At 69.8% G+C, this 21,004-nt stretch carries 18 protein-coding genes; 9 read left to right on the top strand and 9 right to left on the bottom strand.

The features are described from left to right. Positions 1-147: 147 nt before the first annotated feature. Positions 148-618 (bottom strand): low molecular weight protein-tyrosine-phosphatase, encoded by a 471-nt coding sequence (locus ACYVKA_RS12845; protein WP_394274991.1) that lies wholly within the window; start codon positions 616-618, stop codon positions 148-150. A 73-nt stretch (positions 619-691) separates the two neighbouring features. Between ACYVKA_RS12845 and argF the strand changes: the two genes are divergently transcribed. After that, complete coding sequence (argF, locus tag ACYVKA_RS12850; RefSeq protein WP_460705956.1) at positions 692-1,687, top strand: ornithine carbamoyltransferase; 996 nt, start codon at positions 692-694, stop codon at positions 1,685-1,687. A gap of 119 nt (positions 1,688-1,806) precedes the next feature. Here the strand turns inward: argF and ACYVKA_RS12855 are convergent, their stop codons facing one another. The 4 genes from ACYVKA_RS12855 to ACYVKA_RS12870 all read right to left on the bottom strand — a co-directional run bounded on the left by ACYVKA_RS12855 (position 1,807) and on the right by ACYVKA_RS12870 (position 4,599). Continuing rightward, positions 1,807-2,529 carry an AIM24 family protein gene (locus ACYVKA_RS12855; protein WP_394274993.1) on the bottom strand — a complete coding sequence of 241 codons (723 nt, stop codon included), beginning with the start codon at positions 2,527-2,529 and terminating at the stop codon, positions 1,807-1,809. A gap of 113 nt (positions 2,530-2,642) precedes the next feature. After that, positions 2,643-3,263, bottom strand: a complete 621-nt coding sequence (locus ACYVKA_RS12860) for an energy-coupling factor transporter transmembrane component T family protein (RefSeq protein ID WP_460705958.1) — start codon at positions 3,261-3,263, stop codon at positions 2,643-2,645. Next, the gene (locus tag ACYVKA_RS12865) at positions 3,260-3,961 is read right to left on the bottom strand and encodes an energy-coupling factor ABC transporter ATP-binding protein (protein WP_460705960.1); all 702 of its coding nucleotides are present in this window, start codon (positions 3,959-3,961) and stop codon (positions 3,260-3,262) included. Before ACYVKA_RS12865 ends, ACYVKA_RS12860 begins: the two co-directional genes overlap by 4 nt. After that, the gene (locus tag ACYVKA_RS12870) at positions 3,958-4,599 is read right to left on the bottom strand and encodes a biotin transporter BioY (protein WP_394274996.1); all 642 of its coding nucleotides are present in this window, start codon (positions 4,597-4,599) and stop codon (positions 3,958-3,960) included. Before ACYVKA_RS12870 ends, ACYVKA_RS12865 begins: the two co-directional genes overlap by 4 nt. Before the next feature lie 98 nt (positions 4,600-4,697). On the opposite strand from ACYVKA_RS12870, the gene ACYVKA_RS12875 reads away from it, so the two are divergent. From ACYVKA_RS12875 to ACYVKA_RS12885, 3 genes are all read left to right on the top strand, one after another. Beyond that, positions 4,698-5,270 carry a mismatch-specific DNA-glycosylase gene (locus ACYVKA_RS12875; RefSeq protein WP_394274997.1) on the top strand — a complete coding sequence of 191 codons (573 nt, stop codon included), beginning with the start codon at positions 4,698-4,700 and terminating at the stop codon, positions 5,268-5,270. A gap of 193 nt (positions 5,271-5,463) precedes the next feature. After that, entirely contained in the window at positions 5,464-5,913 is a 450-nt protein-coding gene (locus tag ACYVKA_RS12880) for a sigma factor (RefSeq protein ID WP_460705962.1), read from the top strand. A gap of 226 nt (positions 5,914-6,139) precedes the next feature. Continuing rightward, the gene (locus ACYVKA_RS12885) at positions 6,140-7,375 is read left to right on the top strand and encodes a hypothetical protein (RefSeq protein ID WP_460705964.1); all 1,236 of its coding nucleotides are present in this window, start codon (positions 6,140-6,142) and stop codon (positions 7,373-7,375) included. Positions 7,376-7,413: 38 nt separating this feature from the next. Here ACYVKA_RS12885 and ACYVKA_RS12890 read toward each other — a convergent pair whose 3' ends face one another. Then, positions 7,414-8,589 (bottom strand): MalY/PatB family protein, encoded by a 1,176-nt coding sequence (locus ACYVKA_RS12890; protein WP_460705966.1) that lies wholly within the window; start codon positions 8,587-8,589, stop codon positions 7,414-7,416. 155 nt (positions 8,590-8,744) lie between these two features. Between ACYVKA_RS12890 and ACYVKA_RS12895 the strand changes: the two genes are divergently transcribed. Next, complete coding sequence (locus ACYVKA_RS12895; protein WP_460705968.1) at positions 8,745-10,136, top strand: MFS transporter; 1,392 nt, start codon at positions 8,745-8,747, stop codon at positions 10,134-10,136. 217 nt (positions 10,137-10,353) lie between these two features. Here ACYVKA_RS12895 and ACYVKA_RS12900 read toward each other — a convergent pair whose 3' ends face one another. Continuing rightward, positions 10,354-10,560, bottom strand: a complete 207-nt coding sequence (locus tag ACYVKA_RS12900; protein ID WP_394276014.1) for a cold-shock protein — start codon at positions 10,558-10,560, stop codon at positions 10,354-10,356. Between the two features lie 300 nt (positions 10,561-10,860). Here ACYVKA_RS12900 and ACYVKA_RS12905 point away from each other — a divergent pair, with 300 nt between their 5' ends. From ACYVKA_RS12905 to ACYVKA_RS12915, 3 genes are all read left to right on the top strand, one after another. Then, on the top strand, positions 10,861-12,399 hold the full coding sequence (locus ACYVKA_RS12905; protein WP_460705970.1) for a DUF2079 domain-containing protein: 1,539 nt from the start codon (positions 10,861-10,863) through the stop codon (positions 12,397-12,399). Between the two features lie 45 nt (positions 12,400-12,444). Next, positions 12,445-15,771 carry a GH92 family glycosyl hydrolase gene (locus ACYVKA_RS12910; protein WP_460705972.1) on the top strand — a complete coding sequence of 1,109 codons (3,327 nt, stop codon included), beginning with the start codon at positions 12,445-12,447 and terminating at the stop codon, positions 15,769-15,771. Between the two features lie 254 nt (positions 15,772-16,025). Continuing rightward, positions 16,026-17,270: an arginine deiminase gene (locus ACYVKA_RS12915; RefSeq protein WP_460705974.1), complete on the top strand. Its 1,245-nt coding sequence runs from the start codon at positions 16,026-16,028 to the stop codon at positions 17,268-17,270. Between the two features lie 75 nt (positions 17,271-17,345). On the opposite strand, the gene ACYVKA_RS12920 is transcribed toward ACYVKA_RS12915, so the two are convergent. Beyond that, the gene (locus ACYVKA_RS12920; RefSeq protein WP_460705976.1) at positions 17,346-19,487 is read right to left on the bottom strand and encodes a bifunctional metallophosphatase/5'-nucleotidase; all 2,142 of its coding nucleotides are present in this window, start codon (positions 19,485-19,487) and stop codon (positions 17,346-17,348) included. Between the two features lie 257 nt (positions 19,488-19,744). Between ACYVKA_RS12920 and ACYVKA_RS12925 the strand changes: the two genes are divergently transcribed. Further along, entirely contained in the window at positions 19,745-20,377 is a 633-nt protein-coding gene (locus ACYVKA_RS12925; protein WP_460706184.1) for a peptidyl-tRNA hydrolase, read from the top strand. Between the two features lie 13 nt (positions 20,378-20,390). On the opposite strand, the gene ACYVKA_RS12930 is transcribed toward ACYVKA_RS12925, so the two are convergent. Then, on the bottom strand, positions 20,391-20,981 hold the full coding sequence (locus ACYVKA_RS12930) for an HAD family hydrolase (protein ID WP_460705978.1): 591 nt from the start codon (positions 20,979-20,981) through the stop codon (positions 20,391-20,393). Between the last annotated feature and the right edge of the window lie 23 nt (positions 20,982-21,004).

Below are 21,004 nucleotides of genomic sequence, written 5' to 3' on the forward strand. Positions count from 1 at the left end.
CCACGAACAGTCGGGCACGAACAGTCATCATCGGGCATGAGGGCGCCCACCGTCGCATCCGGGGCTCCTGGAAGAGCACAGTGCCAGGAGACTCTTGGTGGGCAAGGCCTCGTGTGGTGACCTGTGTCCTGCTGGCCGGGACAAGCCTCAGCGGCGCCCGGTCAGCTCGTCGAGGATGCCCGGGACGCTGCGCTCGATCGCCGCCAGCGTCTGGTGGAAACCGTCCATGCCGCCGTACCACGGGTCGGGCAGGCCCTCGCCATCGGCCGCCTCAGGGTCGTAGTCGCTGAACAGCCGCAGATTCGTCGCCCCCGGGACCAGGCGCAGCATGCGGTCGACGTGGTGCTGCTCTGCCGCCACCACCAGGTCGGCCTCGCGGATCTCCTCGGCGGTGACCTGGTGCGCCCGGTGGCCATCGGTCCGGTAGCCAGCCTCGGCGAGCACCTCGACGGCGCGCGGGTCGATCGGGTTGCCCTGCTCCTCGTCGCTCACACCGGCCGAGGTGATGCGCACGTCCAGGCCCTGCTCCTCGGCCAGGCGGCGGGCGACCCGCTCGGCGATCGGGGAGCGGCAGATGTTGCCGAGGCAGACCATGACGACGTGTGGGGTGTGTTCCATGAAATCAAGACTGCCATGCGGGTGGCGTCGGGGCTGAAAGGATGGTGTCTCGCCGCACTGGAGGAGACGACCGATGGATCTCAAGGGCAGAAGCTTCATCAAGGAGGCCGACTTCACGCCGCAGGAGTGGCTGGGGCTGCTCGAGCTGGCCGCCGAGCTGAAGACCGAGAAGCGCGAGGGGCGCGAGCGAAAGCGCCTGGCCGGACGCAACATCGCACTCATCTTCGAGAAGACCTCCACCCGTACCCGTTGCGCCTTCGAGGTGGCCGCCTTCGACCAGGGCGCGCACACCACCTTCCTGGACCCGGTGGGCTCGCAGATCGGGCACAAGGAGTCGATGGCCGACACCGCCCGGGTGCTGGGCCAGATGTTCGACGGCATCCAGTACCGCGGCCACGCAACCCACGGCGTCGAGTTGCTGGCCAAGTACGCAGGGGTGCCGGTGTGGAACGGGCTGACTAATGAGTGGCACCCCACCCAGATGCTCGCTGACCAGCTCACGATGCTGGAGCACGGCTCGAAGCCGCTGGACCAGGTGACCCATGCCTACCTGGGTGATGCCCGCTACAACACCGGCAACTCGATCCTGGTCTCCGGCGCGCTGGTGGGGATGGACGTGCGCATCGTTGCCCCGGTGGAGTACCAGCCGGAGCGGTGGGTGGTCGACATCGCCCAGGGCATCGCCCGACAGACCGGCGCCCGGATCACCGTCACCGAGGACGTCGCCGCCGGCGTGCAGGGATGCGACTTCATCTCCACCGACGTGTGGGTCTCGATGGGGGAGTCCAAGGAGGTCTGGAACCAGCGCATCGAGGCGCTCAGGGACTACCAGGTCAATGACGCGGTGCTGGAGGCAGCCGGCAATCCCGAGGTGAAGTTCATGCACTGCCTGCCGGCCTTCCATGACCGCTTCACCACGGTGGGGGAGGAGATCTTCCAGGCCACTGGGATGGACGCGCTGGAGGTCACCGACGAGGTCTTCGAGGGGCCGGCCTCGGTGGTCTTCGACCAGGCCGGCAACCGGATGCACACCATCAAGGCGGTGATGGTGGCGACGCTGGCCGGGTGAGCGGCTCAGCTGTCACCCACGCTTGCCGAGCTTGTCGAGGGCCACACAGAAGATCTCGGAAGATCTGGTCCGCTGGGGGGACCAGATCTTCCGAGATCACGTCGTGAGGGCCTGGGGCGTCAGTCGAACAGGCCGCCGAGCGCACTGCCGGCACCGCCGCCACCGCCATTGGGCGTGGCGACGACGTTCTCGCACGGCTGCACGACGACGTGGCCCTGGCCGCGGAAGGCCATCTGCAGCATCTCGCCGGTGCCGCCGCGCAGCATCGACTTCACACCGCCGGTGTCCACCTTGATGTCCATCTGCACGCCGCCGGTCCACAGCACCACGGCCTGCGCATCGGCGAAGGTGGGTGCCTGGGCGACGTCGAGGGCCACCGGCTCGCCCTTGGTGGTGATGGCGACGAAGCCGGTGCCACGCAGCTCCACGTTGTAGAGCCCGCCGGTCATCGCTGCGCCGCGGGCCTGGATGCGGCGCACGTCCCACTGGATCGACTGGCTGAAGGCCAGCACATTACCTCCGTTGACGCTGATGACGTCGTTGTCCAGGTAGAGCAACTGGATGTCGGCGGCCTCGTCGGCCAGAAAGAGTTCGCCCGAACCGCTGGCCTCCATCAGCTGGACGCCCTCACCGGTGGCGGCCTGCTTGAGGAACTTCCCGATGCCGCCGGAGCCGCGGTTGGTGAAGGAGATCTGGCCCTGGTAGGCCACCATCGAGCCGGTGCGGGCCCAGACAGGGCCCTGCGCCATGTTCACCTTGAGCAGCTTCTTGTTCTGCAGGCTGAACTGGTGGTCGGAGTTCTTCTCGGCGTAGTCGTCGAACAGCGGTCCGTACAGGGGCATTGCTCCACCTCTTCGTCGTGGCGCAGGGGTGCGCCGGTCTGGTGTCTCGACAGTAGGGGCTGGCGGGTCCTCGCGAGGGCCGGCTCAGGGGAAAGTCCGGTGCGGGCCCGGCCTCAGTCGTCGCCCAGCCCGCGGGCCACCAGGGCGTCCCCGGTGCGCTGGGCATAGGCGACGGCCCCGACGACGCCCGGGGTGACCATGGCGAACCAGTTGCGCTCCAGGCCGCGGGCCCGGGCGGAATTGCGCACCTCGTCGAACAGCCCCACCAGGTAGGGCAGGGAGCGCAGCATCAGGGCGACGGCCAGGCCGAAGCGTTCCGAGGGGAAGCCCAGGCGTCCCAGCGGCCGGGTGGCGCCCACCAGGGCGTCGACCAGCACCGGCGCGGGGGTGGTGAAGGTGAGCATCCGGCTGAGGTAGATGCAGCCCACCAGGTTGGCCGAGATCATCACGCCGGTGGCCAGTCCCTCGCCGAACAGGACGTGGTAGCCCACCAGGAAGGCGACCAGGACCAGCAGCCCGGTGCCCAGCCGCAAGGTGAGGCGGACCGGCAGCCGGGTGGCGAGCAGCAGCACCACCGCAACGGCCACCAGGGCCGCGGCCAGCCACCACTCGCGCAGCAGCAGCGAGGGCAGGGTGCCGGCGAAGAGCAACGCATACTTCAGCCCCACCGGCAGGCGGTGGATCACGGAGCGGCCGGGCAGGTATTGCCCGAAGAGCTGGTCCTGGGGCCTCATGCGTCCATCAGCTGCCGGTAGTAGTCGACGGCACCGGCGGCCGGTCCGTCGTGCACGATCCGTCCGGCCTCGACGACGATGGCGCGGTCGGCGCGGGCGGCCAGTTCCAGGTCGTGGGTGGCGACGACCAGCTGCTGGTCCAGGCCCATCAGGGCGCGGGTCACCTGCATCCGGTTGCGCAGGTCGAGCAGGGTGGTGGGTTCGTCGGCCACGACGACGGTGGGCTCGACCGCCAGCACGGTGGCCATGCTGACCAGCTGGCGCTCACCGCCCGACAGGTCGTAGATGGACTGGTCAACCACCTGGCCCAGGCCGCGCGACTCGAGGATCTCGACGGCGCGGGCGCGGCGTGCCCTGCGGTCCTTGATGGTCTTGCGCAGGCTCAGTTCGAGGTCGTCGGCGGGCGTGCTCATCACGAGCTGGCTGAGTGGGTCGGTGAAGACGAAGCCGACGTGCTGGCGCACCTGTTTGGCCTCGCGGGCCGGGTCGAGACCGTCGACCAGGACTCGCCCCGAGGTGGCCTCGACGAGCCCGTTGAGCAGGCGCAGCAGGGTCGACTTGCCCGAGCCGTTGGCGCCCAGCACGGCGATGCGCCGTTCGGGCAGCTCCAGGCTGATGTCGTCGAGCAGCCGCTTGTGCTGCTGGCCGCCCTCGCCCCAGACCGGGACCTCGACGACGACGTGCTCGAACTGGATCATCGGGCGGTGGCACCGCCGGTGGTCTCGGTGCGGGTGGCGTCGTGCGTGGCCTGGCCGAGGGCCAGCATCGGGAAGGCCTTGTGCACGGCGACGGCGATGACGGCGGCCAGGATGGTCTTGAGCACGTCGCCGGGCCAGTAGGCCATGTCGAAGGTGAAGGCCCTGCCCAGCGGGATGTCGCCGTTGTAGGACATGCCGAGGATGCCCAGCGGGTGGGTGATCAGGGCACTGCACAGCAGGCCGCACAGCACCAGGCCGACGGTGGCACCGGCCAGGCCCTTGCCACGGCCCATGCCCCGGCGCAGGACCGCGTAGGAGAGCAGGCCGCAGACGAAGGCGTAGATCGGGAAGGCGATGATGAAGCCGGCCGAGGGCCGGGCGAGCACGCCGAGGCCGGCCGAGCCGCCGGCGAAGACCGGGATGCCGGCCAGGCCGACCACGACGTAGAGCAGGGTGGCCAGCGCGGCGCGCCACGGGCCGAGCACCATGGCTGCCAGGCCGATGGCCAGCGTCTGCAGGGTGATCGGCACGGAGCTGCCCGCGACGCTGATGCCGGGCATCCACACGGTCACGGCCGCGATGAGGGCGGCGAAGACGGCGATGAGCGCCAGGTCGGTCATGGGATTGCTGCGCTTCACGGGGAGACTCCTGTTGAACGGTGTTCAATGACGGGCTCACAATAGCGCCTGCCCGACGGCACCGGCCCACGAGGCCCGTGGCGTGGCAGGCTCGGGGCATGCGACCCACCCGCGAGCAGCTCGAGTCCTTCCGCAACCACGAGGTCCCGGACCTGTTGCCCGAACCCCTGCGGCTGCTGGTGGTGGGCATCAACCCGTCGCCGTGGACGGCCGCCACCGGCGCCCACTTCGCCCGTCCGGGCAACCGTTACTACCCGGCGCTGGCCCGCGCCGGGATCATCAGCCACCCCTTCGACGCCTCCGAGGGCTATCGCGACGAGGACCTGGCCGAACTGCACCGGCTGGGCATCGGCAACACCAACCTGGTGGCGCGCGCCACCGTGCGCGCCGACGAGCTGACCCGCCAGGAACTCCGCCAGGGTGCCCGCCGTCTGGAGCGCGTGGTCGCCGAGTGCGGCCCGGCCGTGGTGGCGGTACTCGGCGTCACCGCCTACCGCCAGGCCTTCTCCCGCCCGAAGGCGGTGCTGGGGGAGCAGCCCGAGCAACTGGCCGGCGCCCGGCTGTTCGTGCTGCCCAACCCGTCGGGGCTCAATGCGCACGAGACGATTGACTCGCTGGCCCGCGCCTATGCCGAGGCGGCCACGGCGGCGGGGATACCAACGACCAACTGAGGAACGCCCCAGGTCTGGTCGCACGGGGCCCAGGTGGACCCCCCAGCGGGGAGACTGTGACCATGCCGCAACTGCAGCCTGGGGCGCCAGGTGGGGCGGGCGACGGGCCCGTCGTCGCCGTTCGAGCAGTCATGGCCAGGCAAGCATTCACGACGAGGTGCAACGAAAGGCACCCGAGGCGCGTGGTGAGGGCATGACGGCCACCCTCCAGGCGCTGCCCGAGACCGGGCTGGGCTTCGACGAATGGCTCGGCCTGCGCGGACCGGCGCTGCTGTCCTTCGCGTGGATGGTGACTCGTCGCAGGGAGGACGCCAAGGACGCCCTCCAGGATGCGCTGGTGGGGCTCTACCCCCGCTGGTCGCGGTTCGAGGACGCCGATGCGGCTGAGGCCTATCTCGGGCGCATCATCGTCAATGTCTGGGTGAGCAACGGGCGCAAGTCGGGCCGTCGCCTGGTGCCCGTCGAGGATCCCGGGGCCATGCAACCGCCGGTGCCCGACTTCACCGCGGCGCACGACGAGGCCGACATGGCCTGGCAGCTGTGTGAGAACCTGTCGCCGCAGCAACGTGCCGCGGTGGTCCTGCGCTTCAAGGAGGACTGCTCTTCTCCGACATCGCCCGCATCCTGGAGATCCCGGAGTTGACGGCGCATTCCCATGTCCACAGAGCCCTGGCTCGACTACGCACGATGATCGAGGCCACACGGTCGCAGGAGGCAGGATGAATCGCCACGACGACCAGCTCGACGCCGACTTCGCCGTCGAGGAGGCACTGTTCCGTGAGGCCTTCGCCCGCTACGGCGACGAGATGGCCGACGAGCCCGTCGCCTAGGAGGGCCCCAGGAGCCGCACCGAACGCGCTGTGGGTTCGGTGCCGCCACGCACCCGATGGCTGGCGGCCGCCGCGGCCGTGGTGCTGATCGGCGGCTCGCGTTACCTGTGGCTGGACCGCACCAGCGATGCCGTCCCCGACCCGGCCGGCCCGACGGCGGTGCCGTCCAGCACGACCCCCAGCGCCACCCCGTCGCGGGCGGCCACCGCCAGTCCGAGCGCCTCCCCCAGCACCATCGAGCGTCCCCGCCCGACGGCCACCGCACGGCCCAGCACCACCGCGCCCACCCCGACGGGCGCCGGCGTCGCCTCGACCCGTCCGACGGCCGGGACCACAGGCGCCGCCCCGGACCGGCCTGGGACCGGGGCCTCAGGCACGGGTGCTCCCGGAACCGGCAGTGCCCCCGGCACCTGGAGCGCCAGTAGCGTCCAGCGCCCCGGGTTGATGAGCGGACTGCCCGCCGCGCCCGCCGCCTGGCACTGGATCAGCATCGGACCCCTGGCTGCCCAGGTGCCCGACGAGTGGGGGACGGCCGACAGCCCCTGCCTCGACGACGCCAACGAGTCGTCCAGTGGCCCCTATGTGTACTCCAACACCATCGGCGGCATCGACAAGGGCCTGAAGGACTGCGCTCCCGGCACCCGCCGCACCACTCCCGTGCCAGTGCTCTACCTGCGGCCCTCCCACGACGGCTCGATCCAGGGGGAGCCGGTGCCGAGCAATGCGGTGCAGCGCACCATCGGCTCCCACACGGCCTTCGTCCGGATGAGCGACGGCTCGGTGCTCCCGGCAGCCGAGCGCAGCCTGGCCCAGCAGATCCTCGCGACGGTTCGCACCTACGGCACCGACCACAACGGGTGCGAGGCCCATTCACCGCTCCCGCCGATGCAGCAGCCCCGCCCCAAGGCCTGGGACGTCGCCGCCGGCGGGCAGGTGGAGGAGATGTCGGTCTGCCAGTACGAGCTGATCGGTTCGGCCGGGATGGGTCCCAATCCCGGGGTCACCCTGCTCGAACGGCTCGCTCGCACCCCGAAGGGCACCCAGAAGGGCGCCGAGAGCTGTGAACTCAACGTCGGACGCCGCACCGTGGTGAAGGTGCGGATGTCCGACGGCACGGTGCGAGAGTTGTACGTCTACAACGAGGACTGCACCAACTACGTCGACGACGGGACCACCCGGCGCACCATCGCCGACTGGTGCCGTGGCATCGACGACGCCGACCCGTTGGACCGCACCCACTACCAGGGCGTCGGCCGGATCTGCACGGGCGGCTGAGCGCCCCGTTGGGGACGCCCAGCCGTGGCGGGGGTTGCTCAGCGTTGCGCGAGTGCCTGCTTGATCCGTCCCAGGCCATCGGCGAGGATCTCGGGGCTGGTGGCGACGTTCAGGCGCGCGAATCCCGCCCCGCCGGTGCCGAAGGTGTGGCCGGAGTTCAGCCAGACCTTCCCCTTGTCCAGCAGGAAGGCGGCCGGGTCCTCGCCCAGCCCGGTCCCGCGCATGTCGAGCCAGGCCAGGTAGGTGGCGTCCTGTCCGTCGTAGCGCACCCCGGGCAGTTCGTCGGCGACGAAGGCCCGGGTGTCCTCGATGTTCTCCGCGATCTGGTGACGGGCCTGGTCGAGCCATTCGTCGCCGTGCTCGAAGGCGGCGATGTTGGCCTCGATGCCCAGGGTGGTCGCGCCGTAGAGGTGGTCCTCGTGTGCCCCCTCGCGGAAGAGCCGCGCCCCGGCCTCGGTGTGGAGGGTGACCGTCGCGCAGGGCAGTCCGGGGATCGAGAAGGACTTCGACGCGCTGGTGATCGTCACGCAGTGGCTGGCGGCGGTCTCACTGACGCCCGAGTAGGCGACGTGCTCGATGCCGGGCAGGGTGAGCGGGGCGTGGATCTCGTCGGAGATCACCCAACCGTCGTACCTCGCGACGATCTCGGCGATGGCCGCCAGCTCCTCGCGGCTGAAGACCTTGCCCACCGGGTTGTAGGGCTGACACAGGACCAGGGTGCGGGCGCCCTCGGTGAAGGCCTTCTCGATCCCTTCCAGGTCGAAGCTCCAGCGGCCCGCGACGTCGGTGGCCGAGGGGTCCTCCAGCAGCGGCACCTCGACGGCCGGGCGTCCGGTCAGGCCGGGGATCACCAGGAAGTGCATGTAGGCCGGCGTGGTCACCACCACACCGGCGCCGGGCGGGGTGACGACGTCGAGGGCCACCTCGATGCCGGCCAGGACGTGCGGGACGACGGTGGTCCACTCCGGGTTCACGTCCATGCCCAGGCGCCGGGCGGCGAAGCGGCTGAAGGCCTCGGGCACCCGCTGGTCCACCTGGGCGTAGCCGAAGCCCTGGCGGGCGACCACCTGCTCGATGGCCTCGCGCACCGGGTCGGCCAGCGGGAAGTCCATCTCGGCCACCCACATCGGCAGCACGTCGGGGCCCTGACGGGTCCACTTCATGCTCTGGCGCTCGCGCAGCTGCTGGGGAGTGAGGGAGTCGAATCCAGTCATGTCCCCGAGTTTGCCCCAGTCAGCAGGAGCTCCTCGGTCGTGACCGGATGGCAGCCCGGAGGCAAGAAGTGGCAAACGTGCTGCGCGTCGAGGCCACGTCTCGATGATTGAGTCACTTGGAAGACAGCCCGATGACGCGCTGGAAAGGCCTCCTCATGACTTCGCAGCTCCCCGACAACAAATCCGTCACCCAGGTCCCCGGGCAGGAGGACCTGGTGGCCGCCCCCACCTCCCCCGGAGGTGTGGCCTATGTCCCCGTTGACGAGGACGCCAAATTCGTCAAGCCCAAGGGACGCACCATGGCGGCCGTCTCGCTCGCCACCGCCCAGTCGGTCGACAACACCGAGGGCGGCGTCTCCAAGGTCTTCTTCCCGCAGATCATGACGGCTTTTGAGGTCGGCAACAGTGCCCTCGGCCTGCTGAACTCCTTGGGCAACTTTGCGCGCATGCTCTTCGGCCCCGCGTGGGCCATTGCTGCTGATCGCTGGGGACGCAAGAAGATCCTGTTCATCGTCACCGGCCTGTGGGGTCTGTGGACGCTGGCGACCGGTTTTGCACAGACTTGGAACCAGCTGCTCGTGCTCTACGGCATCTCGCTGATCGGGACGGTGGCGAGCGAGCCGATCATGAACGGCCTGCTCGGATCCCTTTATGCCAAGAGCGAGCGTGGCAAGGCCTTCGGCACGGTGCGGGGCGTCTCGTCCTTCATCGGCATGGCGCTCACCCCGGCTCTGGGCCAGTTCGGCAACAACCCCGATGGCTGGCGCTATGCAATGTTCGCGATGGGTGCCCTGTCGATCATCTCCGGCATCCTGATCCTGATCTTCGTCAAGGAGCCAGAGCGAGTCGATCAGCGAATCTCCGACGACCCGGACGCGGGCGTCTTCAAGTGGAGTGATGCCGCCAAGCTCTTCAAGATCCCGACCTTGGTCGGCATGGCTCTCATGCTCCCCTTGGTCACCTCGCTGGTGATGTTCGGCTTCCAGGCCAAGTTCTGGGCCGGGGACCTGGGCTATGGGGTCAAGAATGCGTCGTACCTCTACACCGTGATGCAGCTGGGCATGCTGTGCTCGGCCTTCCTCGGCGGTTTCCTCGGTGACTTCTTCCAGAGGAAGTTCGGCGACAAGGGCCGCATCATGCTCTTCCAGATCTACGCCCTGGCCTTCGCAGCAATGACCTTCATCGCCTTCCAGGTGAAGTTCACCTACCCGCAGTACTACGCGGTGGCCTTCTTCCTCGGTCTGGTCTTTTCGATCGGCTTCTCCGGCTGCGTGCTCCCGATGGTCTCCTCCGTGACCCCGAAGCAGCTGTCGGCCACCGGCTTCGCGGTGCTCTTCAGCCTCGTGCAGGGCTTCCTGACCGCGATGTACTCGCTGGCCACAGGATGGATGGCCGACCAGTTCGGTCTGCAGCGGGCGCTGCTCTACTTCGTGACCATTCCCTATGTGCTGAACGCCGTCCTGTGGTTCATGTTCTACAAGATCTACCCCAAGGACGTGGCGCTGCAGCGGGAGCGTACCCAGCTCATCGAGCAGGGCCAGTTCTGATCCAGGCCTGACCAACACACCGGACGGCGCCCCGCAGGATTCCCGCGGGGCGCCGTCGTGTGTCCACCTGTCGCAGGCGGTCGGCCCCGGCCCGCCAGTCCCCGGGCGTCAGGTTCTGGGCACAAAACTCCGGGCACAACAGAACCGCCCGCCCTGCCGGAGCAGGACGGGCGGTTCGAAGACTGTGTCAGCCGGAGCTGGAGTCGTTGAGGCTGAATCAGCCGATCACGCGGATGTCGGCGGCCTGGGCGCCCTTGGGGCCCTGGACAACCTCGAACTCGACGCGGTCGTTCTCGTTCAGGCTCTTGAAGCCCGAGCCCTGGATCGCGCTGAAGTGAGCGAACACGTCGGCGGAACCGTCCTCGGGAGCAATGAAGCCGAAGCCCTTTTCGGCGTTGAACCACTTCACGATGCCAGTAGTCATGTCATCCCTGCTTTCTGGGTGCTGTGATGCGCGCCTTTCGCACATCTCGTAGCTGTGATGCCTGTGAACCATCCAGAAAACAGCCCGACCACTTCCGCAGGGGAGGCACCCGAAACCGCTTGTCATGCGAGGTACTAGAACTTCAACAACTGGTTTCCACCATACACGGGGCCCTCGGGGGACCCCAAGCCAGATCGCGCTTTTGGGGTTAATTCTGGGTGAACGCGCGCATGTCGCTCGGTTTGAACGAGCCAAGTGCGAAGACGTCGGCAGTGGGGTCGCGGCCCTAGACTGGCGGGCATGAGTTTCCCCCTGCCCGCGCGCGGATCGCGCCGCGTGTCACCCGCCGGGTTGGCCGCGCAGGGGGAGCGTCGCACCACCGCACAGGTGTGGGCCTTCACGGTCGGGGTCTGGCTCGTCTACACGGTCTACTGCCTGGGTCGTTATCCGCAGTTCCTGGCCGCTGGCTACGACCTGGGCATCTTCGACCAGGCAGTGCGCCGCTACTCACGCTTCGAGGCGCCGCTGGTGGCGCTCAAGGGCGACAACTACAACATTCTCGGCGACCATTTCCACCCGATCCTGGCCACTCTCGCCCCCCTGTACTGGATCTGGGACGACCCGCGGGTACTGGTCATCGCGCAGGCCGCCCTGGTCTGCCTCTCCATCCCGGTGGTGGCGCGGATGCTGCGCCGCCACGGCGCCCACTCCTGGCTGCTGTGGGTGCTGCTGGTGGGTTATGCCCTCAGCTGGCCCCTGCAACGACTGGTCGACTTCGACTTCCACGAGATCTGCTTCGCCATCCCGCTGCTGGCCCTGGCCCTCGACGGGCTGGACCGGCGCGACGACCGCCGACTCCTGCTGGCCTCCCTGCCGCTGCTGCTGGTGCGCGAGGACATGGGGATGGTGCTGGCGATGCTCGGACTGGCCCGCATCCTGCTCAGCCTGCGCGACCGCCGCGACGGCACCCGTCGCGACCTGCGACGAAGCCTCGCGCTCGGCTCGGCGATGATGCTGCTCGGCGTGGTCGTCTTCGCACTGGTGGTGAAGGTGGTGCTGCCCCACTTCGCGCCCAGCGGGCAGTTCGCCTACTGGTCCTATGACGCCCTGGGGCCCGACGCGTTCAGCTCGATCCGTTTCATCCTGCTCCACCCGCTGCGCACCGCCGAGATCTTCTTCTTCCCCTGGGAGAAGTCGCGCGGCCTGCTCTACCTGCTGCTGCCGCTGGCCTTCGTCGCCGTGCGCTCCCCGATGCTGCTGGCCACCCTGCCGCTGCTGGCCCAGCGCAACCTGTCCTCGCGCACCCACCTGTGGGGCACGGCCTTCCACTACTCCGCCCCGATCTTCGTGATCCTCGTCTTCGCCACCGCCGACGCGATGAGCCGCCTGGGCCCGGCCTGGCGACGACGACTGGCCGCCTTCATCGTGGCGATGGTGGCCATCACCCCCGCCTTCGACCTGGCCGTCCAGGGCCGCAACTACCCCTTGGTGCGGCTGTTCTGGTCCTCCTGGCAGCGCAAGCCGATCATGGAGCACCAGAGGGCCGTGCTCACCCACATCCCGCCCAACACCTGCGTCGAGGTCGACGACCGGCTGGCGGTCCACCTCACCCGCACCAACCGGGTCACCCTGCCCACCCTCACCCGCCGCACCAGTGACTTCGTGGTCATCGACATGAGCCAGGACGAGGTGGGCTACCCCCTGCCCAGCCCCGCCACCGTCGAGGATCTGTTGAAGAGCAAGGAGTACACGCCCGTCGCCAAGGAAGGTTCCATCACCGTCTGGCAGCGTCCCGGTTACTCTGGGCCCAGTGAAGGGTGCGGCCCCGACGCGCCCTGAACCCTGAGGCCCCTCAGGTCCCCCGACGAGTCGATGGAGAGCCGTATGGACAGCCGCGAGACCCGCCCCGACGCCCGCCATCGTCCCGAGGGAGTTGGGCAGCCCGGGGGAGCCGTGCAGCTCGACGACCAGGGGCCTGAGCTCAGCCCGTCGCCCGGACCCGACCGCCCCATGGCCTCGATGGCGGGCGTGGGCCTGTTCCGGGTCGAGCACCCATCGCAGCAGGTGCACCACTTCCGCCAGCGCACGGCCGGCGGCTCCAGCCACCTGGCCGAGGGCTTCGATGTCGAGCCCGGCACCGTCTGGCAGGTGGCCGTCTTCTGCGACCTGGAGCACGACCCCCGCTCCAACAGCTCGCCCGAGCCCAACCACGACTGCCGCTCGATCGGCCTGCTCTTCGTCACCGATGACGGCCCCGTCACCCTGCGCGACCAGCACGGGCACGCCATCGACGGACAGCGCCGCTGCCTGGTGGGCAACAACTGGAATCTGCTCAGCCTCGACCTGTCCCCGCTGGCCGGCCGGCGGGTGCACGAGGTGCGGCTGGCCTCCGTCCCCGGCCTGGTCGGTGCCGGCTGGGTGCAGGTGCGCGGGGTCCGCCCGGCGCCGGTGGAGGCCGCCGATCCCGTCGACCGGGTCCGCACCACCCGCGGCACCCACTCCGACTTCCTCTACTCCCGCGGCAATGCCCTGCCCCTGACCTGCCTGCCGCAGGGCTTCAACTTCCTGGTGCCGCTGACCGAGAGCCGCGACCGCAACTGGCTCTACGGCTGGCACCGCGACGGCGGCCCCGAACCCCGCCTGGAGGCGCTGGCCTTCAGCCACCAGCCCAGCCCCTGGATCGCCGACCGCTCCGCCTTCCAGGTGATGGCCTGGCAGGGCCGCCCCAGCGCACAGCCGTCGCACCGGGCCCGCGTCTTCAGCCACGACGATGAACTCGACCGGCCCCACCACTACCGGGTGCGCCTCGAGGGCGGGATCACCGCCGAGATGGCCCCCACCAGCCGCGCCGCGATCTTCCGCTGCAGCTTCGACTCCGGCGAGCGCCACGGCGTCGTGCTCGACCAGCCCTATGCCGGCAGCATCTCCACCGAGGAGCTCTCCGACGGCCGCCTCGCCTTCCGCGCCGCCATCGCCCCCGCCTCGGGTTGGAGCGCCGGGCTGCACCTGCCCGCCCCGCCCGCCTATGTCTACGGCGAGACCAATGTGCCGGTCACCGTCCACGCCGCCCGGGAGCGCCGCAGCCCGCTGGAGGGCTTCAGCTGGCGCGGCAAGCGCTTCCACAAGAGCTGGTTCGGCCGGCTGAAGCTGCCGATGCAGCGGCCCCAGGTCCTCGTGCTGGAGACCGACGCACCAGTGGTGGAGGTGCGCGCGGCGATGAGCTTCATCGGCGTCGACCAGGCCCGCCGCACCCTGGCAGCCGAGATCGGACTGCTGGGAACCGAGGCCTGCAAGGGCTTCGACGATGTGGTCGCCGAGGCCCGTGAGGCCTGGTCGGCCCTGCTGGAACGACTCGAGATCGACGGCGGCACCCTCGATGCGCGCACCACGGCCTGGTCGAATCTGGCGGCGCTCTACTGCTGGCCCAATGACCACCACGAGGCCGTCGCCGACGGGTCCGAGCAGGGCTGTCACTGGGCCTACGCCTCGCCCTTCCGCCCGGCCGCCCCGCACACCCCGGAGCGCACCGGCTGCCAGGTGGTCGATGCCCAGCTGCAGGTGAACAACGGCTACTGGGACACCTTCCGCACCTGCTGGCCGCTCTACTCGCTGCTCACCCCCGAACGGGCCCCGGAGCTGCTGGGCGGCATCCTGCAGCAGTACCGCGACGGCGGCTGGATGGCCCGCTGGTCGGCGCCCGGTTATGTCGACTGCATGCCCGGCACCAGCTCGGACGCGATCTTCGCCGACGCCTCCCTGCAGCACACCCTGACCGGGGCCGACGAGCTCGACGCCTATGACTCGGCGCTGCGCAATGCGACGGTGCCGCCCGACCATGCTCTGGCCGGGCGCAAGGGAATCGGCCGGGGCCGCTTCGTCGGCTGGATCGACACCTCCACCGAGGAGGGGCTGGCCTGGACCATGGACAATGCCTCCTGCGACGCGGCGATCGGGCTGTGGTCGGGCCGGCTGGCCGCACGGGCCCGCGCTGGGGAAGAGGGCCTGGCCGACCGGGTGGAGGAGTTCGAGGCCAATGAGCGCTGGTTCGCCAACCGCGCCCTGGTGCACGCCGAGATGTTCGATCCGCGCATCGGCTTCTACCAGGGCCGGCGCCCCGACGGCGGCTTCCGCGTCGAGCCCGCCGACTTCGACCCGCGCCAGTGGGGCCATGACTACACCGAGACCAATGCCTGGGGGCAGGCCTTCCACGCACCCCACGACGGGGCACTGCTGGCCCGGCTGCTCGGCGGCGAGCAGGCCCTGGCGGCCAAGCTTGACGAGATGCTGGCCACCCCGGCCGTCACCCGCCCGTCGATGTGGGGCAGCTATACCTACAACACCCAGGAGATGAACGAGGCCGAGGCCGACGGCCTGGGGCAGCTGGCGATCAGCAACCAGCCCGCCCACCACATCCCCTTCATGTACCTGTTCGCCGGGCAGCCCCACAAGACCCAGTGGCTCACCCGGGAACTGCTCGACACCCGCTTCGTCGGATCCGAGATCGGGCAGGGATATCCGGGCGACGAGGACAACGGCGAGATGAGCGGCTACTGGCTCCTGCTGGCCCTGGGCCTCTACCCCTTGTTCGTCGGGGGTGGCGAGTTCGCCATCACCGCACCCCTGTTCGAGCGGATGGCCTTCCGTCGCGCCGACGGCAGCCGCCTGGAGGTGCGGGCCACCGGAGTCGAGCACCGCTATGTCCAGCAGCTGCGGGTCAATGGTGAGTTGTGGAATGCGGTCAGCATTCCCGTCGAACTGCTGCGCGGCGACGTGCTGCTGGAGTTCGAGCTGGGCCCCGAGCCGTCCAACTGGGGTGCCGGCACCCGGCCGTGGAGCGCGTCGACGGCCACCGGCGAGCCGGTGCGCTGGCGTGCTGACCGGACCCTCGGCGCGGCCGTCGAGGGTCCGCTGGAGCTGGTGGACGACCGCGGGGAGCGGGTGGTGGAGCTGCAGGCGGGGGAGTCGGTGACCTTCACCTGGCACGAGGGCTTCGTGCCCGAGTGGATCACCTTGACCAGCCCTGATGTGGAGCCTCTGCCGGTGCGGCTGGAGGCGCGCGCTGGCGACCAGTGGCGGGACCTCGGCATCACCCCGCGACCGGCCCGCTGGCGGGGCCAGACCCAGGCCTACCTGGGCGATGGGCAGCCGGCCGAGCAGTTGCGCCTGGTGGCGGTGGGTCCGTGCCGGCTGGTGCAGGTGGAGGTCTACTGACCCGGCCTGGTCTGGCGGTTCGGCCCCGGCAGGAAATTCGCTTCGGCAGGTGATTCGGTGCGGCAGGGGGGCCGTGCTGCCTCAGGCCGCCGTAATTGCACCGCATACGGCGCTGGAAGGTTCAAATTGTCCTCCGTGGCCGTATGAGCTGCATTTTCAGCAGCTCTGGGTCCTGCAAAGTGCTGAATTCCTGTTTCCGGCGGCGTAGGTTCACCCCCAGGGGGCGCCGTGGCCGCCCGGGAAGGGGAGGCGCCATGCGCTACCAGGGGGAATCCGAGGTGGCACGCCTGCAACAGGTGATCGTGCACCGCCCGGGCGTGGAGATGTCGCGCCTGACCCCCGGCAACATGGGGGAGCTGCTCTTCGACGACATCCTGTGGCTCGAGCGAGCCCAGCAGGAGCACGACCAGTTCGTCGAGGCGCTGGCCTCCCGCGGGGCCGAGGTGCTGCACCTGCACACCCTGCTGGCCGAGACGATGGCCATCGACGAGGCCCGCCGTGAGCTGTCGGCGAGGGTCTTCGGCCCCCACCTGCTCGGCCCCGCCGGCGCCGAGGCCCTGCAGCAGATGGCGGCCGGCCTCGAGACCGATGGGCTGGCCGACCTGCTGGTGGCGGGGCTGACCCGACGCGAGGTGCTGGAGCGCATCGGCGAGCCCGCCGCACTGGGCCTGATGGTGCGCGGCCTGGACGACTTCGTCATCGACCCGCTGCCCAACCACTTCTTCACCCGCGACACCTCCTGCTGGGTGGGTGGACGGGTGCAGGTCAATGCGATGGCGCTGCCGGCCCGGCGCCGCGAGGCCCTCAACTACGAGGCGATCTACCGCTGGCATCCCCGTTTCGCCGGCACTCCCCGCTGGGGTGGGGTCTGGCCCGAGCCCACCGAGGGCATCGCCGACGGGTTGTGGCCCGATGAGCGTGGTGCGCTGGAGGGCGGCGACGTGCTGGTGGTGGGCAATGGCTCGGTGCTGGTCGGGCTGGGGGAGCGCAGCACCCCGCTGGGTGCCGAACGGCTGGCGCGTTGCCTGTTCGCGGCCGGCGCGGCGAACCGGGTGGTGGCGGTGGACATGCCGCAGGAGCGGGCGATGATGCACCTGGACACCGTGATGACCATGCTCGACGAGCACTCCTTCATCCGCTATTCCGGCTTCGGCGACCGCGCCACCTGGGTGATGACCGCGCGTGACGACGGCGGGCTGTCGATCGAGTCCCGGGAGCCAGCCGATTTCCCGCAGGTGCTGGCGCAGTGCTTGGGGGTGGAGCGGGTGCGCCTGCTCACCGCCCCGCACGATGACCTGGTGGCGCAGCGCGAGCAGTGGAATGACGCCTGCAATGTGCTGGCGCTGGAGCCGGGGGTGGTGCTGGGTTATGAGCGCAACCATCTCACCCGGCGTTTCCTGGAGGGCCACGGCATTGAGGTCATCCCGGTGCCCGGCGACGAACTGGGCCGGGGCCGTGGCGGGCCGCGCTGCATGACCTGCCCCACCCGTCGAGGCTGATCGGCGCTGGACACCGGCAGCTGGACCATGAAAAGGGCCCCGGGGGTTGATCCCCGGGGCCCCTCGTCGGCTGGTTCAGGCGATGGTCACCGGGATGCTGACGGTGGTGCCCGAGGCCTCGGCCGTGAGCGTCAGCACGGCGGCACCCTTGGCGACGGTCGAGGGCACGGTGACGGTGATCGTGGCCTTGCCGCCGGCGACGGTGGCGGTGCCGACCTGCATGTCACCGATGGTGGCCACCAGCTGGCTGTTGGCGACGGCACCGGTGGACTTCATGTCCAGGCTGTCGAGCTGGAGTGCACCCTGCGGGGCTCCGACGGTGAAGGTCGCGGCCTGGCCTGCGGTCAGGGTGGCCGGGGTCGGGCTGACGCTGACGGCGCCGCGGGCGAAGCTCGGCGAGACGGTCTGCTGGGCGCCCAGCCAGTCCACCCAGGCGGCCAGGTCGCTGGCGCCGGTGTCGCGGGTGTTCTGGCCCTCGGCGAGGACGCGGAAGTTGTCGCCGCCGGTGACCAGGAAGTTGCCGGAGCCGACGGTGTAGAGCTTGGCCGGGTCGATGGGTGCGCCGTTGACGGCGATCGAGGTGATCCGGTCGCCGGCGGGGCGGGACTCGTCGTAGGTGTAGGTGACGTTCTTGCTCAGGCCCAGCTGCAGGTAGGGGCGGCTGGGGGTGGTGCCGTCGGCATTGGTCTGCCACTGCTGCTCGAGCATCGTCTTGACCTGGGCGCCGGTGAGCTGGGTGGTCATCAGGGTGTTGGCGAAGGGCAGCACGGCCGCGGCGGCCTGGTAGCTGATCTCGCCGGCGGGCAGGTCGGCGCGGGTGCCGCCGGGGTTCTGCACGCCGATGAAGTCGGCGTCGCCATTGCCCAGGACGTCGAAGAACATCTGGGCGACCATGTTGCTCAGCGAGCTCTCGGTGGCGCGGTTGTCGAGGCTGCCGTCGGCCTTGAGCCCGCGGGTGACGGCGGCGGTGGAGGTGGCGATGGTGCGGCTGCCGATGACGCTGGCCTGGGCCAGGGCGTCGGTGGTGATCTTCTGCACCTCGGCGACGCGCGGGTACTGGGCCACCAGGGTGGGCACCTGGGCGCTGTCGACCACGGGCAGGTTCTGGGCCCGGGCGCTGCACACGGTGCCGCGGAACTCGGCGCCGGGATCCTTCACCGAGCCGAAGCCCTTGCCGGAGTTCTTGCCGGGGCGCACGGCGCGGCTGGCGTCGACGCGCAGCTGGACCTGGCCGACGAAGGCGCCGTAGCTGCCGGACTCCAGGACGGGGCGGGTGCGGTCCGTGCCGGGCACGGGAGCGTCCCAGACGTAGTTCTGGTGGGTGTGGGCGGTGAGGATGGCGGCGACCTTCGGCGAGGTGCCGTTGACGATGTCTGCAAAGGGCTTGCTGGCCAGGGCCTGGTCCAGGGTGGCGGGCTCGCTGACGGCGGCACCCTCGTGGTAGCTGGCCACCACGACGTCGGCCTCGCCGTTGGTCGGGTCGCCGTCGGTGAGTTGCGCGGTGGTGCGGTTGACGGCCCCGACTGGGTCACCGAGGTCGACGTGCTGGAAGACCTCGGTGCCGACCAGGCTCTTGAGGTCGCCGGTGACGGCGCCGACGATGGCGACCTTGATGCCGTTGCGCTCCTCGATTCGGTAGGCGTCGACGGCTGGCGTGGTGGTGCCCTTGGTGTAGAGGTTGGCGGCCAGGTAGTCGAAGTCGGAGCGCTCCTGCAGACGGTCGGAGAAGTCGTCCCAGCCGCGGTCGAGCTCGTGGTTGCCGACGGTGGAGGAGTCCAGGTCCATCGCGTTGAGGATGTCGAGGGTTGGGTTGTCCTCCTGCACCGCGGACGGGAAGAGTGAGGCGCCGACATTGTCGCCGCTGGAGTGCAGGATGGTGGACTGTTCGCCGGAGGCCTGGCGGGCCTGTTCGACGGTGCCGAAGAAGGCGACGGTGTCGGGGCTCTTGGTGGCGATGCGGCCGTGGAAGTCGTTGAAGGCCAGCAGGTTCACCACGCTGGTCTGCTGCTGACAGGCGGCCATCTTGGTGTGGTTGGGCTTGGTGTGGTTTGGATTGGTGTGGTTGGGCTTGGTGTGGTTGGGCTTGGTGTGGTTGGGCTTGCTGTGGTTGGGCGGGGTGGTGGGCGCCTTGGCGGCGGCGATGGTGCTGCTGCTGGCCGCGAGGGCGACGGCGGCGAGTCCGGTGGCGGCGAGGCGCGCGAGTCCGGGCTTGGACATGGGTTCTCCTTCGTGGGCGATCCGGCTGGATCGGGCGGGTCGTGGCGCTGGGGTGCGTGCCCGTGGGGGGTGGACGGACTCGTGTGCGGCGCTGCACTGTTCATCGTCGTCAAGGTCACCGGCCATGGCAAGCGTCTTGTCGATCAGTTGCCCCATCGTTCACCCGGCGGTGCCGTGGGCCGGGCCTAGAGTGGGGTGACGTGAATGACGCCTCATCCCCGATCGACGGCCACCTCGACCACGAGATTCCCTGGGCCATGCAGTTCGCGGTCCGCTATGACAAGTCCAGGCCGGCCAGCCACGTCGACACCTGCGAGGCGGTCGCCCGGGCGGCGGTGGCCCTGATCAGTTCACCGCAGGCCCGTGACGGCCAGTGGCGTGAGGCCGTCGACCACTGGCGCGACGGCAGGATCCGCAAGCTGGTGCGTCGGGCGCGGGGCGAGGTGCGCTGGCAGGAGGTGCACCAGCTGGACGGCGTCACCGTCGAGCAGCAGGGCGACGAGTCCGAGGGGTTGGCGGGGGCACGGGCCTTCGTCCCCGGGCCGGTGCGTCCGCTCCCCCCGATCCTCAAGAAGCTGCAGGTGGAGGGCACCGAGCTGCCCGATGCCCATCCTTCGCGCACCGAGGATGCGCTGGTGCGGGTGGGCATCAGCCCGCACATCACGATGAGCACCGGCAAGGCTGCCGCCCAGTGCGCGCATGCCGCGCAGCTGGCCTGGGAGCAGATGGACGGGCCGACGCGGACCCGCTGGGCCGCCGACGGTTTCCGGCTGCGCGTCGAGACCGTCGATGCCGAGCAGTGGGCCAGCGACCAGGGCCGGGTGCAGGTGGTCGACGCCGGCTTCACCGAGCTGGACGGCCCGACGGAGACCACCCGCGCCTGGTGGTGAGGGTCTCGGATCCTCACCCCTCCAGGGCGCCGATCCCGACCAGCCACTCGCGGGTGTCGGTGTCGTCGACGAACAGGTGGGTCTGCCAGCCACGGGTTGCGGCTGCCTCGAGGTTGCGGGGGCGGTCATCGATGAAGTGGAAGCCCGCGGGGTCGGTGCCCAGTTCCTGCTCCACCACCTGGTAGATGCCCGGATCGGGCTTCATCACGCCGAGTGCGCCGGAGATGAAGACGCCGTCGAGGAAGAAGCGCCAGTCGCTGTGCCCGACGGCCTCGGTGAAGCGCGCCGCGGCATTGGACAGCAGCCAGACGCGGTGGTCGGTGGCCGAGAGCTCCTCCAGGATCGCCTGCGCCTCGGGTCGTAGCTGGGTCCACAGGGTCACGTCGTGGGCGGACAGGTGCTCGACGGCACGCTCGTTGACGGGGATCTGCCCCGCGACGGCCTGCCAGTAGTCGTGGTCGCTGCCGCCGCGGTCCCAGTCGTCGCGGTGCCTCCAGTAGGGCCCGTGCACCTGGTGCGGGGCCAGGCCCAGGGCTTCGGCGGCGTCGCGCACCTGGGAGGTCTCCGAGACCAGCACCCCACCCAGGTCGAAGATGATCTCCATCCCGTGAGCCTAGGAGGGGCTGC

Source organism: Luteococcus sediminum (assembly GCF_054783495.1).